This window comes from Mycoplana sp. MJR14, from assembly GCF_029210525.1.
Lineage (GTDB): Bacteria > Pseudomonadota > Alphaproteobacteria > Rhizobiales > Rhizobiaceae > Mycoplana.
Genome location: NZ_JARGEO010000001.1, coordinates 749,714 through 769,699, shown reverse-complemented (window position 1 = coordinate 769,699; position 19,986 = coordinate 749,714). Strand labels below are relative to the sequence as shown.

The window sequence follows — 19,986 nt, the reverse complement described above, 5'->3', positions numbered from 1 at the left end:
ACGCCAGTGACATCTGCGGGCTACTTTGCCTGCCGCGTCGTTTCGAACAGGAACCAGGTGCGGCGCTCGGCCTCGTCGATCCAGTTTTCGAGCAGGCTCGCGGTGGCGACGTCGTTGTGCTCGTCGCAGAGGTCGTGCGTCTCGCGCAGGAGCGAGACGAGATGCTTGTTGTCCTCCAGGAGCTCGGCCAGCATGTCGCCCGGGGTGACGTAGTCGGCATCGTTGTCCGGGATGCGCTGCAGGCGCGCGGCATGGCCGACCGAGCGGAGCGTCGTGCCGCCGATCTTGCGGGCGCGCTCGGCGATGTCGTCGGTCGTGGCGAAGATCTGTGCGGCCTGCTCGTCGAGCAGCAGGTGGTAGTCGCGGAAATGCGGACCGGAGACGTGCCAGTGGAAGTTCTTGGTCTTCAGGTAGAGCGCGAACATGTCGGCGAGCAGCGTCGTCAGCGCGGCGGATATGTCGGTGATCGCGTTGGAGGCGAGGCCCGACGGCGTCTTGAGCGGGGCAGTTCTGCGCTTTTCGGCGGAACCGGTGGACATGGAGTCTCTCCTTTGTTTCTGGCGCGAGAATGAGGGGTGCCGGCCCGGGACAGTGCCTGCGGCATCGCTAACGGCCGGCGGTCGCCGGCGAAGACAAGCTAGGGCGCAGACGCCTGTTCTTCAACGGCTGCATGCTTCCTATCAGCGCTCCTTCTTGGCCATGTGACATCGGGGCGCATCCGGCTGCTTCCACCGCGCGCAGGCGGCAGGCGCGCGGCACCCGGGCAGGCCCGCTTGAAACGGGATCGGCGGCGGCGTAGACAGGGGCGGCCGAGAAAGTCGGCGACATCCATTGAAGAGCGGTAGCCATGACACTTGCAGCATTGCTGGCCTATAGCGGGGCCCTGTTCATCGCAGCCGCGATCCCGGGGCCAGGCATCACCGCAATCGTGGCCCGCGCGCTCGGCTCCGGCTTCCGGGAGACGTTCTTCATGGGGCTGGGGCTGATCCTCGGCGACATGATCTACCTGACGGCGGTGATCCTGGGGCTCGCCTTCATCGCGCAGACGTTCACGACCGCCTTCATGGCGATCAAGATCGCCGGCGCCCTCTACCTCGGCTATATCGCCTGGAAGCTCTGGACGACCGGGCTCGTGCCGCAGGAGATCAAGGCGCGGAGCTCGTCCAGCATGGCGATGTCGTTCCTGTCGGGGCTTCTGGTGACGCTCGGAAATCCGAAGACGATGCTCTTCTACGTCGCGCTCGTGCCGACGCTGATCGATCTCGCCGCGATCGGTCCCAACGAATACGGGCTGCTCCTGGCGGCGACCTTCATCGTGCTGCTGGTGGTGCTGGTGCCCTATATGGCGCTCGCCTCCCGCGCCCGGCTGCTGCTGAAGAAGCCGGCCGCCCTGCGGGCGCTCAATCGCGTTGCCGCCGGCGTCCTCGCCAGCACGGCCGCCTATATCGCAACGCGGGCGGCGTGAAATCCGCAGAGCGCGCGTTGGCGACGGGCCGCGACGCGCCTTGCGTGAAATAAAGATCTGTCCTCAACCCGAATGGAAAGCGTTTTTTCCGGTCTGACGGCGGCGCGTGGATGATCTGACACTGGTCGGCCGGTGCCTTACAACCTATTCTCCCTCCAACAGCAGAAGGAAAGGGAGACCGAAATGCCTGAGATCCGCAAGCCCGGCCGCGGGCGCGTCTATGCGTCCATCACGGAGACGATCGGCGATACCCCGATCGTCCGTCTCGACAAGCTGGCGAAGGAGAAGGGCGTCAAGGCCAATCTTCTGGCCAAGCTGGAGTTCTTTAACCCGATCGCCTCGGTGAAGGACCGCATCGGGGTGGCCATGATCGAGGCGCTCGAGGCGCAGGGCAGGATCGTCCCCGGCAAGACGACGCTGGTCGAGCCGACCTCGGGCAACACCGGCATCGCCCTCGCCTTCGCCGCTGCCGCCAAGGGCTACAAGCTGATCCTGACCATGCCCGAGACCATGTCGATCGAGCGCCGCAAGATGCTGGCGCTGCTCGGCGCGGAACTCGTGCTGACCGAGGGGGCGAAGGGTATGAAGGGGGCGATCGCCAAGGCCGAGGAACTGGTCGCGACGCTGCCCGACGCGGTCATCCCGCAGCAGTTCGAAAATCCCGCCAACCCCGAGATCCATCGCAAGACGACGGCCGAGGAGATCTGGAACGATACCGACGGTGCGGTCGACATCCTCGTTTCCGGCATCGGCACCGGTGGTACGATCACCGGCGCCGGCCAGGTGCTGAAGGCGAAGAAGCCGGGGCTCAGGGTCGTGGCCGTCGAGCCGGCCGACAGCCCGGTCCTTTCCGGCGGCAATCCCGGACCGCACAAGATCCAGGGGATCGGCGCGGGCTTCGCGCCCGCCATCCTCGACACCAAGATCTATGACGAGGTCGTCACCGTCACCAACGACGAGGCCTTCGAGAACGCCCGGCTGGTGGCCAAGCTCGAGGGCGTGCCGGTCGGCATTTCCTCAGGCGCCGCCCTGGCCGCGGCGATCAAGGTGGGCAGCCGCCCCGAGAACGCGGGCAAGACCATCGTCGTCATCATTCCCTCCTTTGCGGAACGCTATCTCTCGACGGCCCTGTTCGAAGGCCTCGGCGGCTGATCGGTCCGCCGCCCGGAGCAAGGCGATCGGCGCGCCCCCCGGAGCGCCGGTCCTCTGGCCCTCCGGGCGCATCGTGCAGGAGCGGACGGCACGGGAGCGCATCGCTGCGTGAAGCCGGCCTGCCGCCGGACGACGCATCGCGGCGCGACCCCACCTGGCTCTCCCACCTGGCCGTCCCGTCTGGCCATCCGATCTGGACGCCCCGTTTGGCCACCCGGCCTGGCCACCCCGTCTGGCCGTCGCACCGACGGCCGGCGTTCTTCAGGCGCCTCTCACGCGGCCGCGGCCAGCCGTTCGCCAACGATGCGGTAGGAGATCGCCTCGGCGAGATGGATGCGCCCGACGATGTCCTTCCCGTCCAGGTCGGCGAGTGTTCTCGCGACCTTGAGAACCCGGTGGTAGCCGCGGGCGGAGAACCGCATCTTTTCCGCCGCGTCCCGCAAGAGCTGCAGCCCGCCCGGATCCGGCTCGACGATGCGTTCGATCAGCGCCGTCGAGGCACGCGCATTGGTGGCGACCTGCGGATGGCCGAGGGTGGCGAAGCGATCGCGCTGGGCCTCGCGCGCCCGGGCGACGCGGCGGGCGATGACGGCGCTGGGTTCGGCGGGCATCGGCCGGATCAGGTCGGCCGCAGACACCGCCGGCACGTCGATGCGGATGTCGATCCGGTCCAGCAGCGGGCCGGAGATGCGCGCCTGGTAGTCGGCCATGCAGCGCGGGCCGCGCGGGCAGGATTGCCCCGGCTCACCCGCCATGCCGCAGCGGCAGGGGTTCATGGCCGCGACCAGCTGGATCGCGGCCGGATAGCTGACGCGGTGATTTGCGCGGGCGATCACGCATTCGGCGCATTCGAGCGGCTGGCGCAGCGCGTCCAGCACCTGCGGCGCGAACTCGGGAAACTCGTCGAGGAACAGGACGCCGTGATGGGCGAGCGAGGCCTCGCCCGGGCGGGCGCGCAGGCCGCCGCCGACGAGCGCGGCCATGGTCGCCGAATGGTGCGGGGCGCGAAAGGGCCGGCGATCGGACAGGCGGCCGCCGGCCAGCTGGCCGGCAATCGAATGGATCATCGAGACCTCCAGCAGTTCCGCCGGCGACAGCGGCGGCAGGATGGAGGGCAGGCGGGCCGCCAGCATCGACTTGCCCGATCCCGGCGGGCCGACCATCAGGAGGTTGTGGCCGCCCGCGGCGGCGACCTCCAGCGCCCGCTTGGCGCTCTCCTGTCCCTTGATGTCGGCGAGATCGGCCAGGTCGGCCGGCGCGGCGCGGATCGCCGGCTCGGGGCGCGACAGCACCTGCGTGCCGCGAAAGTGGTTGGCGAGCGCGATCAGGCTGCGCGGGGCGACGATGTCAAGCTGCGCGCCGGCCCAGGCGGCCTCCGCGCCGCTGTCGGCCGGGCAGATCAGGCCCTTGCCGAGCGCGTTGGCGCCGATCGCGGCCGGAAGGGCGCCGGCGATGGCGGCGATCGTGCCGTCGAGATTGAGCTCGCCGATGACGACATAGCCCTCCAGCGCATCGGCCGGTATGGCGCCGAGCGCCGCCATCAGGCCGAGCGCGATCGGCAGGTCGAAGTGGCTCCCCTCCTTGGGCAGATCCGCCGGCGCAAGGTTGACGGTCACCCGTTTGGCCGGCAGCGAGAGCCCCGAGGCATGCAGGGCGGCCTGCACGCGTTCCCGGCTTTCAGCGACCGCCTTGTCCGGCAGGCCGACGATCTGCATCCCGATCTTCCCCGGTGCCACCATCACCTGGACGTCGACCGGAACGCCGTCGATGCCCTGAAACGCTACCGTGCTTACCCGTGCCACCATGACAAACCCCGAAATAGGCCGGCATCATGCCGCTCGAAAGGGAGGAGGATGGAGACGTCCGAGCCTGCCGGCCGGCGCGGTCGGATCCGGCGCATCGCAGGGGTTGTCTTCGATCGGCCCTCAAGTCACGGTTGCTACCATGGCACGAGAAAAAGAATATAACAAGAACAATTATCGAACAAACGCGCGAATTGTTCCCGCGCAGGATGTAAGCGGTTGTGGAGGCGGAACAGCCGCGGCAATTTGTCGACCTTGTGCCGGGCGAAAAGAGCCGGGCGGCGCGCCTGCCGCAGAGTCGGCTGGCGGTTGCCGAGGGGGCGATGCAGGCGCCGGAACGCCCGGCCGGTTGCTCGTCGGCAAACCAGGTTGGCCCTGTGCGTGGGCGCGGCCGACAGGGGCGGGCGAGCGGGCGGGGGCGGCCGGACGGCGCAAAGCCCGCATTCTGAATCGGTCCGGCTCGGATTGCCGCCGCATTTCTGCAATTTGCTCGTTGACGGGCCTGCCAATTCCCGCTATACGCCGCCCCACAGTTTGGAAAGCCCCTTCCAAGGTTTTCCGATAGTGCTCCCGAATTGCTTGGATGACAGGTCGCAGTGACCCGGCACGGCGAAGGCGGAGTTCGTGTCCGGTTTCAAGAGAGGCATCCATGGCCAATACGACTTCGGCGAAAAAGGCGACCCGCAAGATCGCTCGCCGCACTGAGATCAACAAGGCTCGCCGCTCGCGTGTCCGCACCTTCGTCCGCAAGGTCGAGGAGGCACTGGCCGCCGGCGACGCGGTGGCAGCTGCCGCCGCACTGAAGGCCGCACAGCCGGAGCTGATGCGCGCAGCCACCAAGGGTGTCGTTCATGCCAACACGGCCTCCCGCAAGGTTTCGCGACTCGCTCATCGCGTGAAAGCCCTTTCTGCCTGATTTGCAGCAGTAGCTATGCGATTTTGATAGAGCCCGGCGTTTTCGCCGGGCTTTTTCTTTGCGTTTTTGGTGCCGCTATGGTTAACGCGCAAGGCTGGCTCATGTCAGCGGCATGACAGAAAAAAGACAGCAAATTCATATATTTATAAGAGGATGAGCGCGAGGCCGCCACCTGGGGTGGGGGCAATTGCGGCGGACCGCGAGTCAAGAAAATAATTATTTTTTTCGATTCCCGCTCTCGTTGAAATAGCCGACGAAACAAAGCCATTGATTCATAATGGATTCTTTTGCGGCCCCCGGTTTCCGAGACAAATTGGCTCAAAGGAGTCAACGGCCGTGCGTCGATTTTGCTGAAAATTCGGCATTGATCTTGCCGTTTGATCCTGCCTAAATGCCTTCCACAGGGGGCGCACACACAAGCGTAGACGAGACGCCAAACACTGCCGTGAAAGGCTGGTGCGCGGATGTTTCACCCCTGTGCGGAGTGCATAGCTCCGGTTCATCGGACACCTGAAGCAGGCGGCCGGCTACCCCGATTGGGTTTTGGCCGGAACGGTAAGACTTTGCCGTTGGCCTGCTTCGCCCGTTGTCGTTGCGAGGACGGCGGCAGGGGGCAGGTGGACGAGCGTGAGTATGAGTGAGAATGACGGTCGCGCGATCTGTACGAGGAGTTCGCGCTGCCGGATGGGCGCAAGACGGTTGGCCATCGGCCGGCGCGTCGAGGCCCCTGTTTGCTGGTCGCGTTCAGGAGTGGGGCGATGCGACCGGCGAAACCGAGTCCGCGTTGCCGATGGCTCCGGCAGAGGCGGCTGAGGATGGACCATGCGGCGCCGGCATGAAATGCCGGTGCGTCGACTGAACTTGAAAGGCGGCACAATGCAAGCAAATACGGCCACGTCTGTCGGTGCATATGCAAACGGGGAAGATGCACTGAGGGCAATCGCAGACGGAAGCGAGAAGGCGGGCGAAAAAGCGGAGACACGGCATGACGCGCTTTTTGAGCGGGTCAGCGCGCGCCTCAAGGCGCAGGTCGGCCAGGACGTCTATGCCAGCTGGTTCGGCCGGCTGAAGCTCCATTCCTACTCCAAGACCGTCGTTCGGCTCTCGGTGCCGACGACCTTCCTCAAATCCTGGATCAACAACCGCTATCTCGAGCTGATCACCACGCTCTTCCAGCAGGAAGAGCCGGAGATCCTGAAGGTCGAGATCCTGGTACGGACGGCCACCCGTGGCGTGCGCGCCGGTATCGAGGAGGTTGCGGCCGTTGCCGAGGCCGCGCCCGCGTCCCAGACCCGCCGCCTGGCCGGTCCGCAGACGGTCGCGCAGGCCGCCGCAGGCGTCACCGAAAAGGCCCAGCAGCGCCAGCCGGCGCCGGGCCCGCTGTTCGGCTCGCCGCTCGACCCGCGCTACACCTTCGACACCTTTGTCGAGGGCTCGTCCAACCGCGTGGCGCTCGCCGCCGCCAAGACGATCGCCGAGGCCGGCGCCAGCGCCGTCCGCTTCAATCCGCTCTTCATCCATTCCAGTGTCGGACTGGGCAAGACGCATCTTCTGCAGGCGATTGCCAATGCGGCGCTCGCCAGCGCCCGCAGCCCGCGGGTCGTCTACCTGACGGCCGAGTATTTCATGTGGCGCTTCGCCACGGCCATTCGCGACAACGACGCCCTGTCCTTGAAGGAGACGCTGCGCAACATCGATCTCCTCGTCATCGACGACATGCAGTTCCTGCAGGGCAATTCGATCCAGAACGAGTTCTGCCACCTTTTGAACATGCTGCTCGATTCCGCCAAGCAGGTGGTGGTCGCTGCCGACCGCGCCCCCTGGGAGCTGGAATCGCTCGATCCGCGCGTCCGTTCCCGCCTGCAGGGCGGCGTGGCCATCGAGATGGAGGCGCCGGACTACGAGATGCGGCTGGAGATCCTCAAGCGTCGCCTCGAGGTCGCCCGCCTGGAGGATGCGTCGCTGGAAATCCCGGCGGAGATCCTCAACCATGTCGCCCGCAGCATCACCGCCAGCGGCCGCGAACTGGAGGGCGCCTTCAACCAGCTCCTGTTCCGCCGTACCTTCGAGCCGAACCTCACCGTCGAGCGCGTCGATGAGTTGCTGGCGCATCTGGTCGGGGCCGGCGAGCCGCGCCGCGTGCGCATCGAGGATATCCAGCGCGTGGTGGCCAAGCACTACAACGTCTCGCGCCAGGAACTGGTCTCCAGCCGGCGCACGCGCGTCGTCGTCATGCCGCGCCAGATCGCCATGTATCTGTCGAAGACGCTGACGCCGCGGTCCTTCCCGGAAATCGGCCGCCGCTTCGGCGGACGCGATCACACCACCGTGCTGCACGCGGTCCGCAAGATCGAGGAACTGATCGCCTCCGACACGAAGCTGAGCCACGAGATCGAACTGCTCAAGCGGCTGATCAACGAATAGTATCCGTCACGCCTGGGGGTGCGGCCCTTGAGCCCGGGAGCACGAGGCCCCGGGCTCTTTTTTGTTTTGCGGTTGCTGAGCCGGGTACGGGTGCGCCGGCAAGGTTGCGAATCCGGGTTTGCGGATGGTCGACCGGTTGCGGTGCATCGCTTGGCATCGCGGTCGCGACGATCCTCATTGATAGGTGACGGCAAGGATGCCTTCGTCGGGCAGCAGGAAGAGCTGTCCGTCGGCCATGGTGGTGTAGAAGCCTCCGGGGCCGCGGCTGCCTTCCCCGATCATGCGACGAAACGAGCGGCCGAGATTGGCGCAGTGGAACGAAGAGGCCACGGCGCCGTCGCCGTACCATTCCTTCGGCGCGGGCGTCCGTCGCCACGGCGCGTATCGCAGGCTCGGCGCGGCGCCCTGTGTCGCGCCCTCCAGAAACGCCAGCCCGTCGCGTCTGACCGCATCGATCGCATCCGGTGCCAGTTCGAACACGACCGCACCGCAGGCCTCAAAGCGCAGGAGTTGCGTGGGGAGATCGAGAATTCCGGTATTCGAGCCCGCCGCCAGATAACGCGCGCTGCCCAGCTTGGGCGGAAGATATCGGGCATAGGCGGCGATCTGCACGGCGGTATAGGCCATCTGCAGGATCGCCAGGGCGACGGCCAGCACGATCAGAAACAGAACGCTTCTCATGCAGGTGGGTTCTCCGCAAGCGGTACGCAATATGAAATACAACCAGTGAGCGAGAATGCCGCCGGCTCATCGCGGGTTCAAGACGAATCGACGTCGGTGCGGGCGAAAAGCCGGCGCACGGCGGCGAAGGAGCGCCAGGCAGTGCGGCGTGCGGCCAGCAGCGCCCGTAAACACCGGTGGTGGCGCAGCGGATGCGGATCGGGATCGGTCCCGATCCGGCCTGCCCGCCCGGGCGTCTTCACCGGAGGCAGCGTCCGTTCCAGCAGCTTGACCGCCCCTCAGCAGGCGAGGTCGGCCACCACCGCATCCAGGATCAGCATACCGGCCGGCGTGCAGCGCAGGCGCGAATTGCCGAGGCGCTCGATGAAACCGTGGTCGATCAGGAACTGTTCGCGGTCCGGATCCGGGCCGCGGCCGGCGAGCGCCTGCCAGCGGGCGAGGTCGACGCCTTCGGTCAGGCGCAATCCCATCAGCAGCAGTTCGTCGGCCTGCTCGGACAGCGCCAGCACCTCCCGGTCGACCATGCCGTGGCCCTCCGCCTCGACCCGGCCGAGCCAGGTTTCCGGATGACGCTCGGTGGCGGTCGCGATCTTGGCATCGCCCGCAGACAGCCGGCCATGGGCGCCGGGGCCGATGCCGACATAGTCGCCATAGCGCCAATAGGTGAGGTTGTGCCGGCTTTCGGCACCCGGGCGGGCGTGGTTGGAGACCTCGTAGGCCAGCATGCCCTCGCGGGCGGTGATCTCCTGCGTCGCCTCGTAGAGGATCGCCGACTGCTCGCCGTCCGGCACCACCAGTTTTCCGGCCTTGTGCAGGCCGTAGAAGGGCGTGCCCTCCTCGATCGTCAGCTGGTAGAGCGACAGGTGATCGACGGCGTAGGAGACGGCCTGCTTCAGCTCCGCGTCCCATTCCGCCACCGTCTGGTTCGGCCGTGCGTAGATCAGGTCGAAGGACATGCGCGGGAAGATCTCGCGTGCCAGCCGGATCGCCTTCAGCGCGTCCTCGACGTCGTGCAGCCGTCCGAGGAACTTCAGGTCCCGGTCGTTGAGCGCCTGGACGCCGAGCGAGACGCGGTTGACGCCGGCGGCACGGTAGCCGCGGAAGCGCTCTGCCTCGACGCTGGAGGGGTTTGCCTCCATGGTGATCTCGATGCCGCCGGGCATGTGCCAGTGGCGGGCGATGCCCGAAAGGATCGCATCGACGGTCGATGGCTGCATCAGCGACGGCGTGCCGCCGCCCATGAAGATGCTGGTGACGGTGCGCGGACCGGTCAGCCGCCGCATCGTCTCCATCTCCGCCAGGAAGGCCGCGACGAAGCGGTCCTGGTCGACCGGCTGGTGGCGGACATGGCTGTTGAAGTCGCAATAGGGGCACTTGGCGGCACAGAAGGGCCAATGCACATAGACGCCGAAGCCGGGATCCAGTGGATCGCCGGTGACAGGCTGTCTCGATGCAAAGGGAGTGACCGCCGTCATCGGTTCGACTTCAAGCTTCCAGGCAGGTTTCGACGAAGCGCTTGAAGGCGCGGGCCCGGTGCGACAGGGCCTGCGCCTGTCCGGGCTTCCAGCCGTGCTTTTCCTCAGCCCTCATCTCGCCGAAGGTGACGCCATGGCCCTCCGGCTGGAAGATCGGGTCGTAGCCGAAGCCCTGGCTGCCGCGCGGCGGCCAGACGACCGTGCCCTCGATCTCGCCGCGGAAGATTTCGGTGTGCCCGTCCGGCCAGGCGAGGCAGAGGACGGAGACGAAGCGGGCGGTCCGATCGGCAGGTGCTGACGCACCCTTTTCCGAAAGCGCCTTCTCCACCTTGCCCATGGCCATCGCGAAGTCGCGGCTGCCGTCGTCCTTCTCCGCCCAGTTGGCGGTGTAGACGCCGGGTGCTCCGCCGAGCGCATCGATGACGAGGCCGGAATCGTCGGAGAGCGCGGGCATGCCGGCCGCCTTCGCCGAGGCCAGCGCCTTGATCGCGGCGTTCTCCTCGAAGGTGGTGCCGGTCTCGTCGGGCTCGACGAAGTTCAGGTCGGCGGCCGACTTGGCCGTGAAGCCGAGCGGGCCGATCAGGTCGCGGATCTCGCGGATCTTGCCGGCATTGTGGCTGGCGACGACGATCGTGCGGGTATCGAGCTTGCGCATGTCTGTTCCTGTCAGGTCGGCTTCCCGGGGTCCAGCCCCCACAGGCCGGGTTCGGCGCATTCGAGGCTGTTTCCGGCCGGGTCACGGAAATAGATGGAGCGGGCGCCGTTCGGCCAGCGGAAATCGGCCTCGATGGCGATCCCTGCTTCTTTCAGCTTTTCCGCCCAGAAATCAAGCGCCGCAGCCGCGGCGCGAAAGCACACGTGACCTTGTCCCGTCATTCCGTGCACCGGCACCGGAAAAGCCTGCGGCGGCGGCGGCACCACCGTCTCCTTCGGGTTGAAGATCAGAAGCACGCCCGCACCGCAGCGGAAGAATACGTGCCGGCTTGCCTGGCGGGTGATCTTCTCCAGTCCCAGGAGCCCGCCATAGAAGGCCTCGGCCGCATCCAGATCCTCGGCGTAGAGCGCGGTCTCGAGGATGCCTTCGAGGGGGTGCTGCGGCTCGGCCATCGTCGCCTCCTGTCCTTCTCCCCGCCTGCGGGGAGAAGGTGCCCGAAGGGCGGATCATGGGCAAGGGGGCAGTCGGCCCCCAACCCCTCAGCCGATGGCCTGCTTCTGCATTTCGACGAGGTCGGCGATGCCCGCCTTGGCGAGCGCCAGCAGGCTCGCAAACTCCTCTTCGGTGAAGGGCTTGCCTTCCGCCGTTCCTTGGATCTCGACGATGCCGCCCGAGCCGGTGATGACGAAGTTCGCATCCGTCTCGGCCGCGGAATCTTCGAGATAGTCGAGGTCGATCACCGACTGGCCGGCGAAGATGCCGCAGGAGATCGCGGCGACATGATCCTTCAGGACCTTGTCAACCTTGATCATGCCGCGTGTTTCCATCCACTTCAGGCAGTCGTTCAGCGCGATCCAGGCCCCGGTGATCGAGGCCGTGCGCGTGCCCCCGTCGGCCTGGATGACGTCGCAGTCGATGGTGATCTGCCGCTCGCCGAGGGCGGTGAGGTCGACGACGGCGCGCAGCGACCGGCCGATCAGACGCTGGATCTCCTGCGTGCGCCCGCCCTGCTTGCCGGCGGCCGCCTCGCGCTTCATCCGCTCGCCGGTGGCGCGCGGCAGCATGCCGTATTCGGCGGTGACCCAGCCCTTGCCGCTGTTTCGGAGCCACGGCGGCGTCTTTTCCTCCAGACTCGCGGTGCAGAGCACATGGGTGTCGCCGAACTTCACCAGGCAAGAGCCTTCCGCATGCTTGGAGAAGCTGCGCTCGAAGGAAACCTTGCGCATCTGATCGGTCTTTCTGCCTGACGGCCGCATCGTGTACTCCGTGTTCGCTTGAAATCTGCGGCCGCTTCTACCGCATCGGCTGCAAAATCGAAATCGATTTCGGAACGGAGGCCACTTCATTCGCCTGGACCGGCGCAAGGGTGCGCCTCCTGCCGCCCTGTCCCTGCTGAAAGGCAAGGCGGCGGCGTGGCCGATTTCAGGGTGTTGCCGCCCCGGTCCGGCGCAATTGTTCTTGTGCGGGGCCGGTGGCCGCCCCTATATTCGGGTCAGCGACAACGTTTGTTTGATTGGCATGGTACTGAGGACTCCCGCGGAAGCAGACATCTACGCATCGCTTGACGAGCGCGCCGGCGAGATCTTTCGCCGGATTGTCGAGAGTTACCTCGAGCGCGGCGAGCCGCTCGGATCCCGCAATCTGTCCCGCATCCTGCCGATCTCGCTCTCGCCCGCCTCGGTGCGAAACGTCATGAGCGACCTGGAGGCGCTAGGGCTGATCTATTCGCCGCATGTCAGCGCCGGGCGGTTGCCGACGCAGATGGGCCTGCGCTTCTTCGTCGATGCGTTCATGCGCGTGGGCGGCGTTTCGGAGGAGGACAGGGCCTCGATCGAACGCCACGTTCATCGCCCCGGCCACGGCCAGAGCGTCGAGACGATGATGACGGAGGCGAGCAGCATGCTGTCGGGGGTGTCGCGCGGCGCCGGCATCGTCATCACCACCAAGAGCGATTCCGCCCTCAAGCATGTGGAGTTCATCAGGCTGGAGCCGACCAAGGCGCTGGTCGTCCTCGTCGGCGATCACGACCAGGTGGAAAACCGCATCATCGAGCTGCCGGTCGGCACCACCAATTCGCAGCTGACTGAGGCCGCCAACTTCCTGAACGCGCATCTGGCCGGCAACACCATCCACGAGGCGCGCACCAAGCTGGAGCGGCTCCGCCAGACCGTCCGCCAGGAGCTCGACCAGCTCTCGCAGGACCTCGTCGAGCGCGGGCTTGCGGTATGGTCGGGCGGCAACGACGCGTCGAATCCGACCCGCCTGATCGTGCGCGGCCGGGCCAACCTGCTGGAGGGGCTTGCCGGCGCCGAGGACGTCGACCGGCTGCGGATGCTGTTCGACGACCTGGAGAAGAAGGACAGCCTGATCGAGCTCCTGAACCTCGCGGAGACCGGCCCGGGCGTCCGAATCTTCATCGGCTCGGAAAACAAGCTGTTCTCGCTGTCGGGCTCGTCGCTGATCGTGGCGCCCTATCGCGACGGCGAGGAGCGGATCGTCGGCGCCGTCGGCGTGATCGGGCCGACGCGGCTCAATTACTCGCGCATCGTGCCGATGGTGGACTACACCGCCCAGCTGATGTCCCAGCTTTCCCGCTGACGCCCGGCCCCGCGATTTTGCCGAGTTCGGTCAAGGACCTTGATTTTTTCGCCGCGAAGCTCGATATCCGCCTCAACTCCCTCTCATTGTCCCCGCAGGTTGAAGCTGCGCGGACGGCTGGGGAATGAAGGAGCGCCGCGCTGCCTGAAGGGTGTGCCGGCCTGCTCCACCCGTTCAACCCATGCATGGCCCGGAGCATCGCCATCGATCCCGGGACATGCCGCTTTCTCAATCCGGAGAAAACCATGACCGACGATACCAGCAAGCACGCCCCCGAAGCCGCCAATGACGAGGCCGAGACCGCCGCTGTGTCGCCAGAGAACGAAGCACCCGAGGCCGAAGTCGATCCGGTCGAGCAGCTGCGGGCCGAGAACGCGGACCTGCGCGACAAGTACCTGCGACTTGCCGCCGAGATGGACAATCTTCGCCGCCGCACCGAGCGGGACGTCAAGGACGCCAAGTCCTATGCGATTTCGGGCTTCGCGCGGGACATGCTGGCCGTTTCCGACAATCTGCGCCGGGGTCTCGATGCCATCCCGGCCGAAGCGCGCGAGGCGGGCGACGCCGGCCTCAAGGCGCTTGTCGAGGGCGTGGAGATGACCGAGCGCGCGATGCTGACCGCGCTGGAGCGCCATGGCGTGCGCAAGCTGGAGCCGGTCGGCGAGAAGTTCGATCCGAACTTCCATCAGGCGATGTTCGAGGTTCCGAACGCCGACGTGCCCAACGGGACCGTGCTGCAGGTCGTCCAGGATGGCTACAAGATCGGCGATCGCGTACTGCGGCCGGCGATGGTCGGCGTGTCCAAGGGCGGGCCGAAGGTCGCCGCCGGCGGGGACAAGCCCGAGCAGGCCTGAGAACGCCGAACGCATCCTCGACACGTTCGAAACCTGGCATCCTCGCGGCTGCCGGGTTTTTCTTTGCGGCGAAGGCTGATGCGATGGAGTTTTTCGGAGTCGGCAAGCCGCTGGCACAGGGCCGTTTGTTTTCCTGTCCCACAGCGGCGGGCGGTGCAGGCGACAACGCCGACCAGTGAGGTCGGCTTGTCGGCGCCGCATGCACAACGCCCCGCACTCAGGGACGAGCGCCAGCGCTCCCTGTTGCGTGCCTGCGGCCGGTCGCCGATCAGGCGGCGTTGGACGCGTGTTCCTCGCTCAGGCAGGCGTAAATCGCGGTCGCCGAATCCGAAGACCGCAGCTTCGCGACCATGGCCGGATCGCGCAGCACCCGGGCGATGCGCGAAAGGGCCTTCAGATGATCGGCGCCCGCGCCTTCCGGCGCGAGCAGCAGGAACACCAGATCGACCGGCTGGTCGTCCAGGGCCTCGAAGTCCACGGGCGTCTCCAGGCGGGCGAAGAGGCCGGTGATCTGATCCAGCTCCTTGAGCTTGCCGTGCGGGATCGCGATGCCGTTGCCGACCCCCGTCGAGCCGAGACGCTCGCGCTGGAGGATGACATCGAATATCTCGCGTTCCGGAAGCCCGGTGATCTTCGCCGCTTTTATTGCCAGTTCCTGAAGTAGCTGCTTCTTCGAATTGGCTTTCATAGCCGGAATTATCGCACTCTGCTGCAGCAAACCTGCCAATGCCATTCTCTTGTCCTCGTGAGCCGCAGTGAAGGATTGAAGCGGAAAGCGCCCAGCCCCCGGGCGCTTCCCCCTGCCACTTTAGCCTTTGATATTGGCTGCATCTATCCAGCCAATATTTCCGTCGTTCCGTCTGTAGACGATGTTGAGCTGCTCTTGGCCGACGCTGCGGAAGAGCAGGACCGGTTCGTCCGTCATGTCGAGCGCCATGACGGCGCTCGCAACGGACATGGTCTTCAGCTTCTTCGTGCTCTCCGCAACGATGGTCGGTGCGTAGTCGGCCGGGAGTTCTTCCGTGTCATCCGGTATGGCGTCCACGACCGCATAGGCGACTTCCGCAAAGACGTCATGGCCGTTTCCGTTGTGGTGGTCCTTCAGCTTGCGCTTGTACCGGCGAAGGCGCTTTTCAATCCGATCGGAAGCCGCGTCGAACGCGATGATCGGGTCATTCGCCTCGCCGTTTGCCTGCAGGGCGGCCCCGGTGTCGAGGTGAACCTTGCAGTCGGCGCTAAATCGGGAGCCGGATTTTTCCACGGTGACCTGGCTCGAATATCCTCCATCGAAATACTTGGTTACGGCCGCCCCGATCTGCTCTTCAATTCGCAGCCGGAATGCATCGCCGATTTCCATATGTTTGCCGGATACACGCACACTCATGGAGCTTCCTCTCTGATTGTGATTTGCGTGCCACAGTCTATTCCAACCGGACCCGTCATCCAAGCACTTCACGCGAGCAACACCTTATCGCCTGTCGTACCGGGGAAAACGGGCATACCAGATCCGGCCTGTCTTCTCGCTGGAATTGGGGCGGGCATCTATCCCTTCCTTTCCCGAGAGTCAACAGCGCCAGGCGGAACAGGCCGGACACGTTCTCGTCGCAGCCGGTAACGGCGGAGACGGAAAATGGATCCCGCCGTCGATGCCAAACGCTCCGCCGCGACCGGGGCCGGGCCGCCGGCCGGGCCTAACGCCTTGGTTTGCATCGGCGTTCGGCTGCACGCACAGGCGCTCGCCGGCAAGCACGATTGCGTGAAGGCAGGGGGAGGGCGGCTTTCGGCAGCCGGGCCAAATTGTTCGGCAATTGGAACCGTTGTCCGACCGCCGGTGTCAGAAACCGGCGGCCTTGGCCAGGGCCCGCTTCTCGCGGCGACGCTGGACGGAGGAGGGGATGTTCATCGCCTCGCGGTATTTCGCCACAGTCCGGCGGGCGATGTCGACGCCGCCCTTCTTGAGGATGTCCACGATGTCGTCGTCGGAGAGCACGTCTTCCGGAGTCTCCTGGGCGATCATCGTCCGGATGCGATGACGCACGGATTCCGCCGAATGCGAATCGCCGCCGCCGGAGGCGCCGATCGACACGGTGAAGAAGTATTTCAGCTCGAACAGGCCGCGGGGCGTCAGCATGTACTTGTTCGACGTGACGCGGCTGACGGTCGATTCATGCATCTTGATGGCTTCGGCGACCGTCTTGAGGTTCAGTGGCCGCAGATGGTCGACGCCGTGCACGAGGAAGGCGTCCTGCAGGCGGACGATCTCGGTGGCGACCTTCATGATCGTCCTGGCGCGCTGGTCCAGGCTCCGGGTCAGCCAGTTGGCGTTCTGCAGGCACTCGTTCAGGAAGGCCTGGTCGTCGCTCGCCCGCTTCGACCTGCGCGAGACGGAGGCATAGTAGTCGTTGTTCACCAGCACCCGCGGCAACGTGTCGGGGTTGAGCTCGACGATCCAGCTGCCGTCGGGGGCGGCCCGCACGACGATGTCGGGCACGACGGATTCGCTGACGCCCGCCTGGAAGCGCGTTCCCGGCTTCGGGTCCAGCTTGCGGATCTCCGCCAGCATGTCGATCAGGTCTTCCTCGTCCACGCCGCACAGCCGCTTCAAGGTGGCGAAGTCGCGACGGGCGAGAAGCTCGAGGTTGCCGATCAGTGCGGCCATCGCCGGGTCGAAGCGGTCGCGGGCGCGCAGCTGGATCGCGAGGCATTCGGCAAGCGTGCGGGCGAAGACGCCGGGCGGATCCATCTGCTGCAGCGTGTCGAGAACGCGCTCGACCTCCTGCAGCGGCTTTCCGAGCTTCAGCGCGGTCTCGGCCAGGTTTGAACTCAGGTAGCCGGCCTCGTCCAGCTGGTCGATCAGGTGCCTGGCGATCAGCCGGTCGACCGGTGCGCTGAGCGAGAACGGAACCTGGGCCTCGAGGTGGTCGCGCAGCGTCGTCTGCCCCGCGATGAACTCGTCGAGGTCGTAGCCCTCGCCGCTGCCGTCGGCAGCACCCGGCATCGACTTCCACTGGCCGAGCAGTTCCGGCGCGTCGGCCGTCTTCGGGCCGGCGTCGTCGGGAAAGACGTTCTCCATGCTCGTGTCGAAGGAGTCGGCCATGCTGTCCGTCCGGCCGGCCGTCGCAGAATCGTAGAGGTCGCCGGCATAGCCGTCCCCGGCCGTCTCGCCGCCTGCGGCTGGGCGTTCCTCGTTGACGGAATAGTAGTCGCTCTCGGCATGAACGACGTCGTCGCCGCCGCGGGCGCCATCGTCGCCCGATGCCAGCTCGAGCAGGGGATTGCGCTCGACCTCGTTTTCGATGAACTGCGTCAGTTCCAGATGCGTCATCTGCAGCAGCTGGATCGACTGCATCAGTTGCGGCGTCATGACCAGAGACTGGCTTTGCCGCAGAAGAAGGCTGGCTGCGAGTGCCATGCGGACGCTCATACTCCCTTACGGCACCGCATGTCGCTCAAGATTGAACAAGGACGCCGTACGCAGGCGCGATCGTTTCCGGAGATCGAGATCTCCGAAGCAGATGTTGCGCAGTTCACAATTCCGCTGCCTCCTCTGAGCGCCCCATCAAGGGCGCGCGGTGCAGCAAACACCCAGGCCCGCCGTCCCAAACCCCGTCTCGGAAAGGCCGTGCCGCCGCCTTGGCCTCGGGTTGGAAGACCTGCGATCTCACCCCGAAATTCAGGCTGGCCCAAAAATTGCTTTTTTATCGGATTTGGTCAAGCAGCCGTTGCGCGATAAGGTGAATTTCGTCGCGCCGGCGGCCGCAAACGCATGAAATTCCCGTGACCCCGCCCTGGAAACGGCAGCCGCCAGCCCTGCAAAATCATGGGCGCACGAAAGTTCGCAAAAAGGCGAGGCTGTTCCTACAGGCTGAAATTGTCGCCCAGATAGAGGCGGCGCACGTCGGGATTGGCGACGATGTCGTTGGCGCGGCCGTGCGTCAGCACCTCTCCGGCGTGAATGATGTAGGCGCGGTCGATCAGGCCCAGCGTCTCGCGGACGTTGTGGTCGGTGATCAGAACGCCGATGCCGCGCGAGGTCAGGTGGCGCACCAGCGCCTGGATGTCGGCGACCGAAATCGGGTCGACGCCGGCGAAGGGCTCGTCGAGCAGCATGAAGGTGGGGTCGGTGGCCAGCGCCCGGGCGATCTCCAGCCGGCGGCGCTCGCCGCCGGAAAGCGCGATCGCCGCCGATTTGCGCAGGTGCGAGATCGAAAATTCGGCAAGCAGGCTGTCGAGCTTGCGTTCGCGGCGCGCCCGGTCGCGGTCGTGCACTTCCAGGACGGCGCGGATGTTCTGCTCCACGGTCAGCCCGCGGAAGATCGAGGCCTCCTGCGGCAGGTAGCCGACGCCGAGGCGGGCGCGGCGATACATCGGCATCGTCGTGACGTCATTGCCGTTGAGCTCGATCGTGCCCTCGTCCACCGGCACCAGACCGGTGATCATGTAGAAGCAGGTCGTCTTGCCGGCGCCGTTCGGTCCGAGCAGGCCGACCGCTTCGCCGCGGCGCACGACGAGCGACACGCCGTTGACCACGCGCCTGCCGCCATAGCTCTTCGACAGGTTGCGGGCGATCAGGGTGCCTTCATAGCGCGACGTGTCGGCCGTGCGCCGAATGACCGGCTCGGCCTTCTTCACGCGGCGCGACATGCGGGAGAGCGAAACGAGGGACACGGGCGTCGTCAGTTCGTGGTTTTGCGGGACTTGGGGTCGAGCTGGATCATGACCCGGCCGCCGCAGGCGTCGAGTTTGGCTTCGCCCGTGCGCATCAGCACGGTCAACTGGCAGCCGACGAAAACGTTCTTGCCTTCCGAAAGCACCACCTTGTCGCCCTTCAGCACGAACACCTCGTCGATGAGGTTGAAGGTGCCGGTATCGGCGGTGGCTTCCTGCGTGCCCGACTGAAGGAACACCTTGTCGGCGACCTCGATCTTCTCGATGTCGGCATCGCCGCTCGAGATCGAGCCGCCGCCCTGGGCGGCATAGTGCACCACCATGCTGCCGGCCTGCAGGGTGGTCGTCCCCTGCACCACCTTGACGTTGCCGCTGAACTGGGCGGTGTTGGACTGCTGCTGGATCTCCAGCTTGTCGCTCTGGATCTGGATCGGCTTGTCGTTGGACAGCTGAAGCCCCTTCAGCTGGCTCTTGGTTTCCTGCGCGCCCGCGGCCGTTGCGGCCAGGAAGAGGCCGGCGGCGAGGAGCGGCAGGATGGCATGTCTTTGCGCGGGTTCAGAAAATGCGGACATCGTGGCCCTACTTCTCTCTGTTGCGGATGGCGGCGGGATCGACATTGACGACGACGTCTCCCTCGAAGACGACGGTTCGCCCTTTATCCGTCATTCGCAGCGACTGCGCAACAATCGAAGCTTCCTTGGACTGGATGGTGACGGGTTGTTGCGTGGACATGCGGCCGCCGTTGATGTCGAGATGGGCATCGCGGAAGGCGGCCTCGAGCCCGGTATTGAGGCGAATGGTGAACGGCGCGGTCATGTCGAGGATGTTGCGGCCGCGGTCGTAGATGCCGGTGACGGCGTCGACCTGTGCGATCATCTTGTCGTTGACCGGCATCTGCGCCTTGATGTTCTCCAGCTGGATGATGTCCGGGTTCTTCATGTCCTGGAGCGCCCGGTCGGCCTTCATCGAGTAGCTGATGCCGTCGCGGTTGCGACCGGCGATGGCCGGGTTCTTCATCACCACCTTGCCGTCCTCGATCGTGGCGCTCTCCACGTCGAGCTCGTCGGGAATATAGGTGCTGACGATGGAGACGATGGCGAAGATCGCTGCGATCAGGAGGCCGATGACGGGCAGCGCGATCTTGAGCACGCGCACGCGCGCCGAATGGCGTGCGGCGCGGCGGTATGCTTCCGTCGCCCGGCCATCCGGATGCTCAACGTGCTGCGTATCTGCGACTGTTGTCAGCATGACCCAATTCGATGTTGCGGCCCGAAAGGGCCCGTGCCGGCTCAGCCG

Annotated in this window: 19 protein-coding genes; 6 read left to right on the top strand and 13 right to left on the bottom strand. The window is 65.9% G+C overall.

Annotated features, from left to right (window positions below; translation table 11 throughout):
• Nucleotides 1–20: 20 nt before the first annotated feature.
• Nucleotides 21–539, bottom strand: coding sequence for a DNA starvation/stationary phase protection protein (locus tag P0086_RS03770; protein ID WP_112600020.1), 519 nt, complete (start codon nucleotides 537–539; stop codon nucleotides 21–23).
• A 308-nt stretch (nucleotides 540–847) separates the two neighbouring features.
• On the opposite strand from P0086_RS03770, the gene P0086_RS03765 reads away from it, so the two are divergent.
• Together P0086_RS03765 and cysK are read left to right on the top strand one after the other, a co-directional pair.
• Nucleotides 848–1,465: a LysE family translocator gene (locus P0086_RS03765; RefSeq protein WP_112609100.1), complete on the top strand. Its 618-nt coding sequence runs from the start codon at nucleotides 848–850 to the stop codon at nucleotides 1,463–1,465.
• A 183-nt stretch (nucleotides 1,466–1,648) separates the two neighbouring features.
• Nucleotides 1,649–2,617 carry a cysteine synthase A gene (cysK, locus tag P0086_RS03760; RefSeq protein WP_112600018.1) on the top strand — a complete coding sequence of 323 codons (969 nt, stop codon included), beginning with the start codon at nucleotides 1,649–1,651 and terminating at the stop codon, nucleotides 2,615–2,617.
• 272 nt (nucleotides 2,618–2,889) lie between these two features.
• Here the strand turns inward: cysK and P0086_RS03755 are convergent, their stop codons facing one another.
• On the bottom strand, nucleotides 2,890–4,422 hold the full coding sequence (locus P0086_RS03755) for a YifB family Mg chelatase-like AAA ATPase (RefSeq protein ID WP_112609102.1): 1,533 nt from the start codon (nucleotides 4,420–4,422) through the stop codon (nucleotides 2,890–2,892).
• A 646-nt stretch (nucleotides 4,423–5,068) separates the two neighbouring features.
• Between P0086_RS03755 and rpsT the strand changes: the two genes are divergently transcribed.
• Nucleotides 5,069–5,335 carry a 30S ribosomal protein S20 gene (gene rpsT / locus P0086_RS03750; protein ID WP_112609104.1) on the top strand — a complete coding sequence of 89 codons (267 nt, stop codon included), beginning with the start codon at nucleotides 5,069–5,071 and terminating at the stop codon, nucleotides 5,333–5,335.
• An 876-nt stretch (nucleotides 5,336–6,211) separates the two neighbouring features.
• Nucleotides 6,212–7,759, top strand: coding sequence for a chromosomal replication initiator protein DnaA (gene dnaA, locus P0086_RS03745; protein WP_112609106.1), 1,548 nt, complete (start codon nucleotides 6,212–6,214; stop codon nucleotides 7,757–7,759).
• A gap of 174 nt (nucleotides 7,760–7,933) precedes the next feature.
• Here dnaA and P0086_RS03740 read toward each other — a convergent pair whose 3' ends face one another.
• The 5 genes from P0086_RS03740 to rph all read right to left on the bottom strand — a co-directional run bounded on the left by P0086_RS03740 (nucleotide 7,934) and on the right by rph (nucleotide 11,826).
• A complete protein-coding gene (locus P0086_RS03740; protein WP_275782543.1) occupies nucleotides 7,934–8,440 on the bottom strand; it encodes a hypothetical protein in 507 nt (168 codons plus the stop codon).
• A gap of 278 nt (nucleotides 8,441–8,718) precedes the next feature.
• Nucleotides 8,719–9,915 carry a radical SAM family heme chaperone HemW gene (hemW, locus tag P0086_RS03735; protein WP_275782540.1) on the bottom strand — a complete coding sequence of 399 codons (1,197 nt, stop codon included), beginning with the start codon at nucleotides 9,913–9,915 and terminating at the stop codon, nucleotides 8,719–8,721.
• A gap of 10 nt (nucleotides 9,916–9,925) precedes the next feature.
• A complete protein-coding gene (gene rdgB, locus P0086_RS03730) occupies nucleotides 9,926–10,570 on the bottom strand; it encodes an RdgB/HAM1 family non-canonical purine NTP pyrophosphatase (RefSeq protein WP_275782537.1) in 645 nt (214 codons plus the stop codon).
• 11 nt (nucleotides 10,571–10,581) lie between these two features.
• Nucleotides 10,582–11,022 carry a VOC family protein gene (locus tag P0086_RS03725; RefSeq protein WP_112615366.1) on the bottom strand — a complete coding sequence of 147 codons (441 nt, stop codon included), beginning with the start codon at nucleotides 11,020–11,022 and terminating at the stop codon, nucleotides 10,582–10,584.
• An 87-nt stretch (nucleotides 11,023–11,109) separates the two neighbouring features.
• Entirely contained in the window at nucleotides 11,110–11,826 is a 717-nt protein-coding gene (rph, locus tag P0086_RS03720; RefSeq protein WP_112599949.1) for a ribonuclease PH, read from the bottom strand.
• 262 nt (nucleotides 11,827–12,088) lie between these two features.
• Between rph and hrcA the strand changes: the two genes are divergently transcribed.
• Nucleotides 12,089–13,168 carry a heat-inducible transcriptional repressor HrcA gene (gene hrcA, locus P0086_RS03715; RefSeq protein ID WP_112599950.1) on the top strand — a complete coding sequence of 360 codons (1,080 nt, stop codon included), beginning with the start codon at nucleotides 12,089–12,091 and terminating at the stop codon, nucleotides 13,166–13,168.
• Between the two features lie 245 nt (nucleotides 13,169–13,413).
• Nucleotides 13,414–14,022: a nucleotide exchange factor GrpE gene (gene grpE / locus P0086_RS03710; RefSeq protein ID WP_275782531.1), complete on the top strand. Its 609-nt coding sequence runs from the start codon at nucleotides 13,414–13,416 to the stop codon at nucleotides 14,020–14,022.
• A gap of 268 nt (nucleotides 14,023–14,290) precedes the next feature.
• Here the strand turns inward: grpE and ptsN are convergent, their stop codons facing one another.
• The 6 genes from ptsN to lptC all read right to left on the bottom strand — a co-directional run bounded on the left by ptsN (nucleotide 14,291) and on the right by lptC (nucleotide 19,938).
• Nucleotides 14,291–14,755 carry a PTS IIA-like nitrogen regulatory protein PtsN gene (ptsN, locus tag P0086_RS03705; RefSeq protein ID WP_112599952.1) on the bottom strand — a complete coding sequence of 155 codons (465 nt, stop codon included), beginning with the start codon at nucleotides 14,753–14,755 and terminating at the stop codon, nucleotides 14,291–14,293.
• A gap of 75 nt (nucleotides 14,756–14,830) precedes the next feature.
• Nucleotides 14,831–15,406 carry a ribosome-associated translation inhibitor RaiA gene (raiA, locus tag P0086_RS03700; RefSeq protein WP_112599953.1) on the bottom strand — a complete coding sequence of 192 codons (576 nt, stop codon included), beginning with the start codon at nucleotides 15,404–15,406 and terminating at the stop codon, nucleotides 14,831–14,833.
• Between the two features lie 450 nt (nucleotides 15,407–15,856).
• Nucleotides 15,857–17,434: an RNA polymerase factor sigma-54 gene (gene rpoN / locus P0086_RS03695; RefSeq protein WP_275782529.1), complete on the bottom strand. Its 1,578-nt coding sequence runs from the start codon at nucleotides 17,432–17,434 to the stop codon at nucleotides 15,857–15,859.
• A gap of 446 nt (nucleotides 17,435–17,880) precedes the next feature.
• Nucleotides 17,881–18,666, bottom strand: coding sequence for an LPS export ABC transporter ATP-binding protein (gene lptB / locus P0086_RS03690; protein WP_112599964.1), 786 nt, complete (start codon nucleotides 18,664–18,666; stop codon nucleotides 17,881–17,883).
• A 32-nt stretch (nucleotides 18,667–18,698) separates the two neighbouring features.
• Nucleotides 18,699–19,262 (bottom strand): LptA/OstA family protein, encoded by a 564-nt coding sequence (locus P0086_RS03685; protein ID WP_112599955.1) that lies wholly within the window; start codon nucleotides 19,260–19,262, stop codon nucleotides 18,699–18,701.
• A 7-nt stretch (nucleotides 19,263–19,269) separates the two neighbouring features.
• A complete protein-coding gene (gene lptC / locus P0086_RS03680) occupies nucleotides 19,270–19,938 on the bottom strand; it encodes an LPS export ABC transporter periplasmic protein LptC (protein ID WP_112599956.1) in 669 nt (222 codons plus the stop codon).
• Nucleotides 19,939–19,986: the final 48 nt, after the last annotated feature.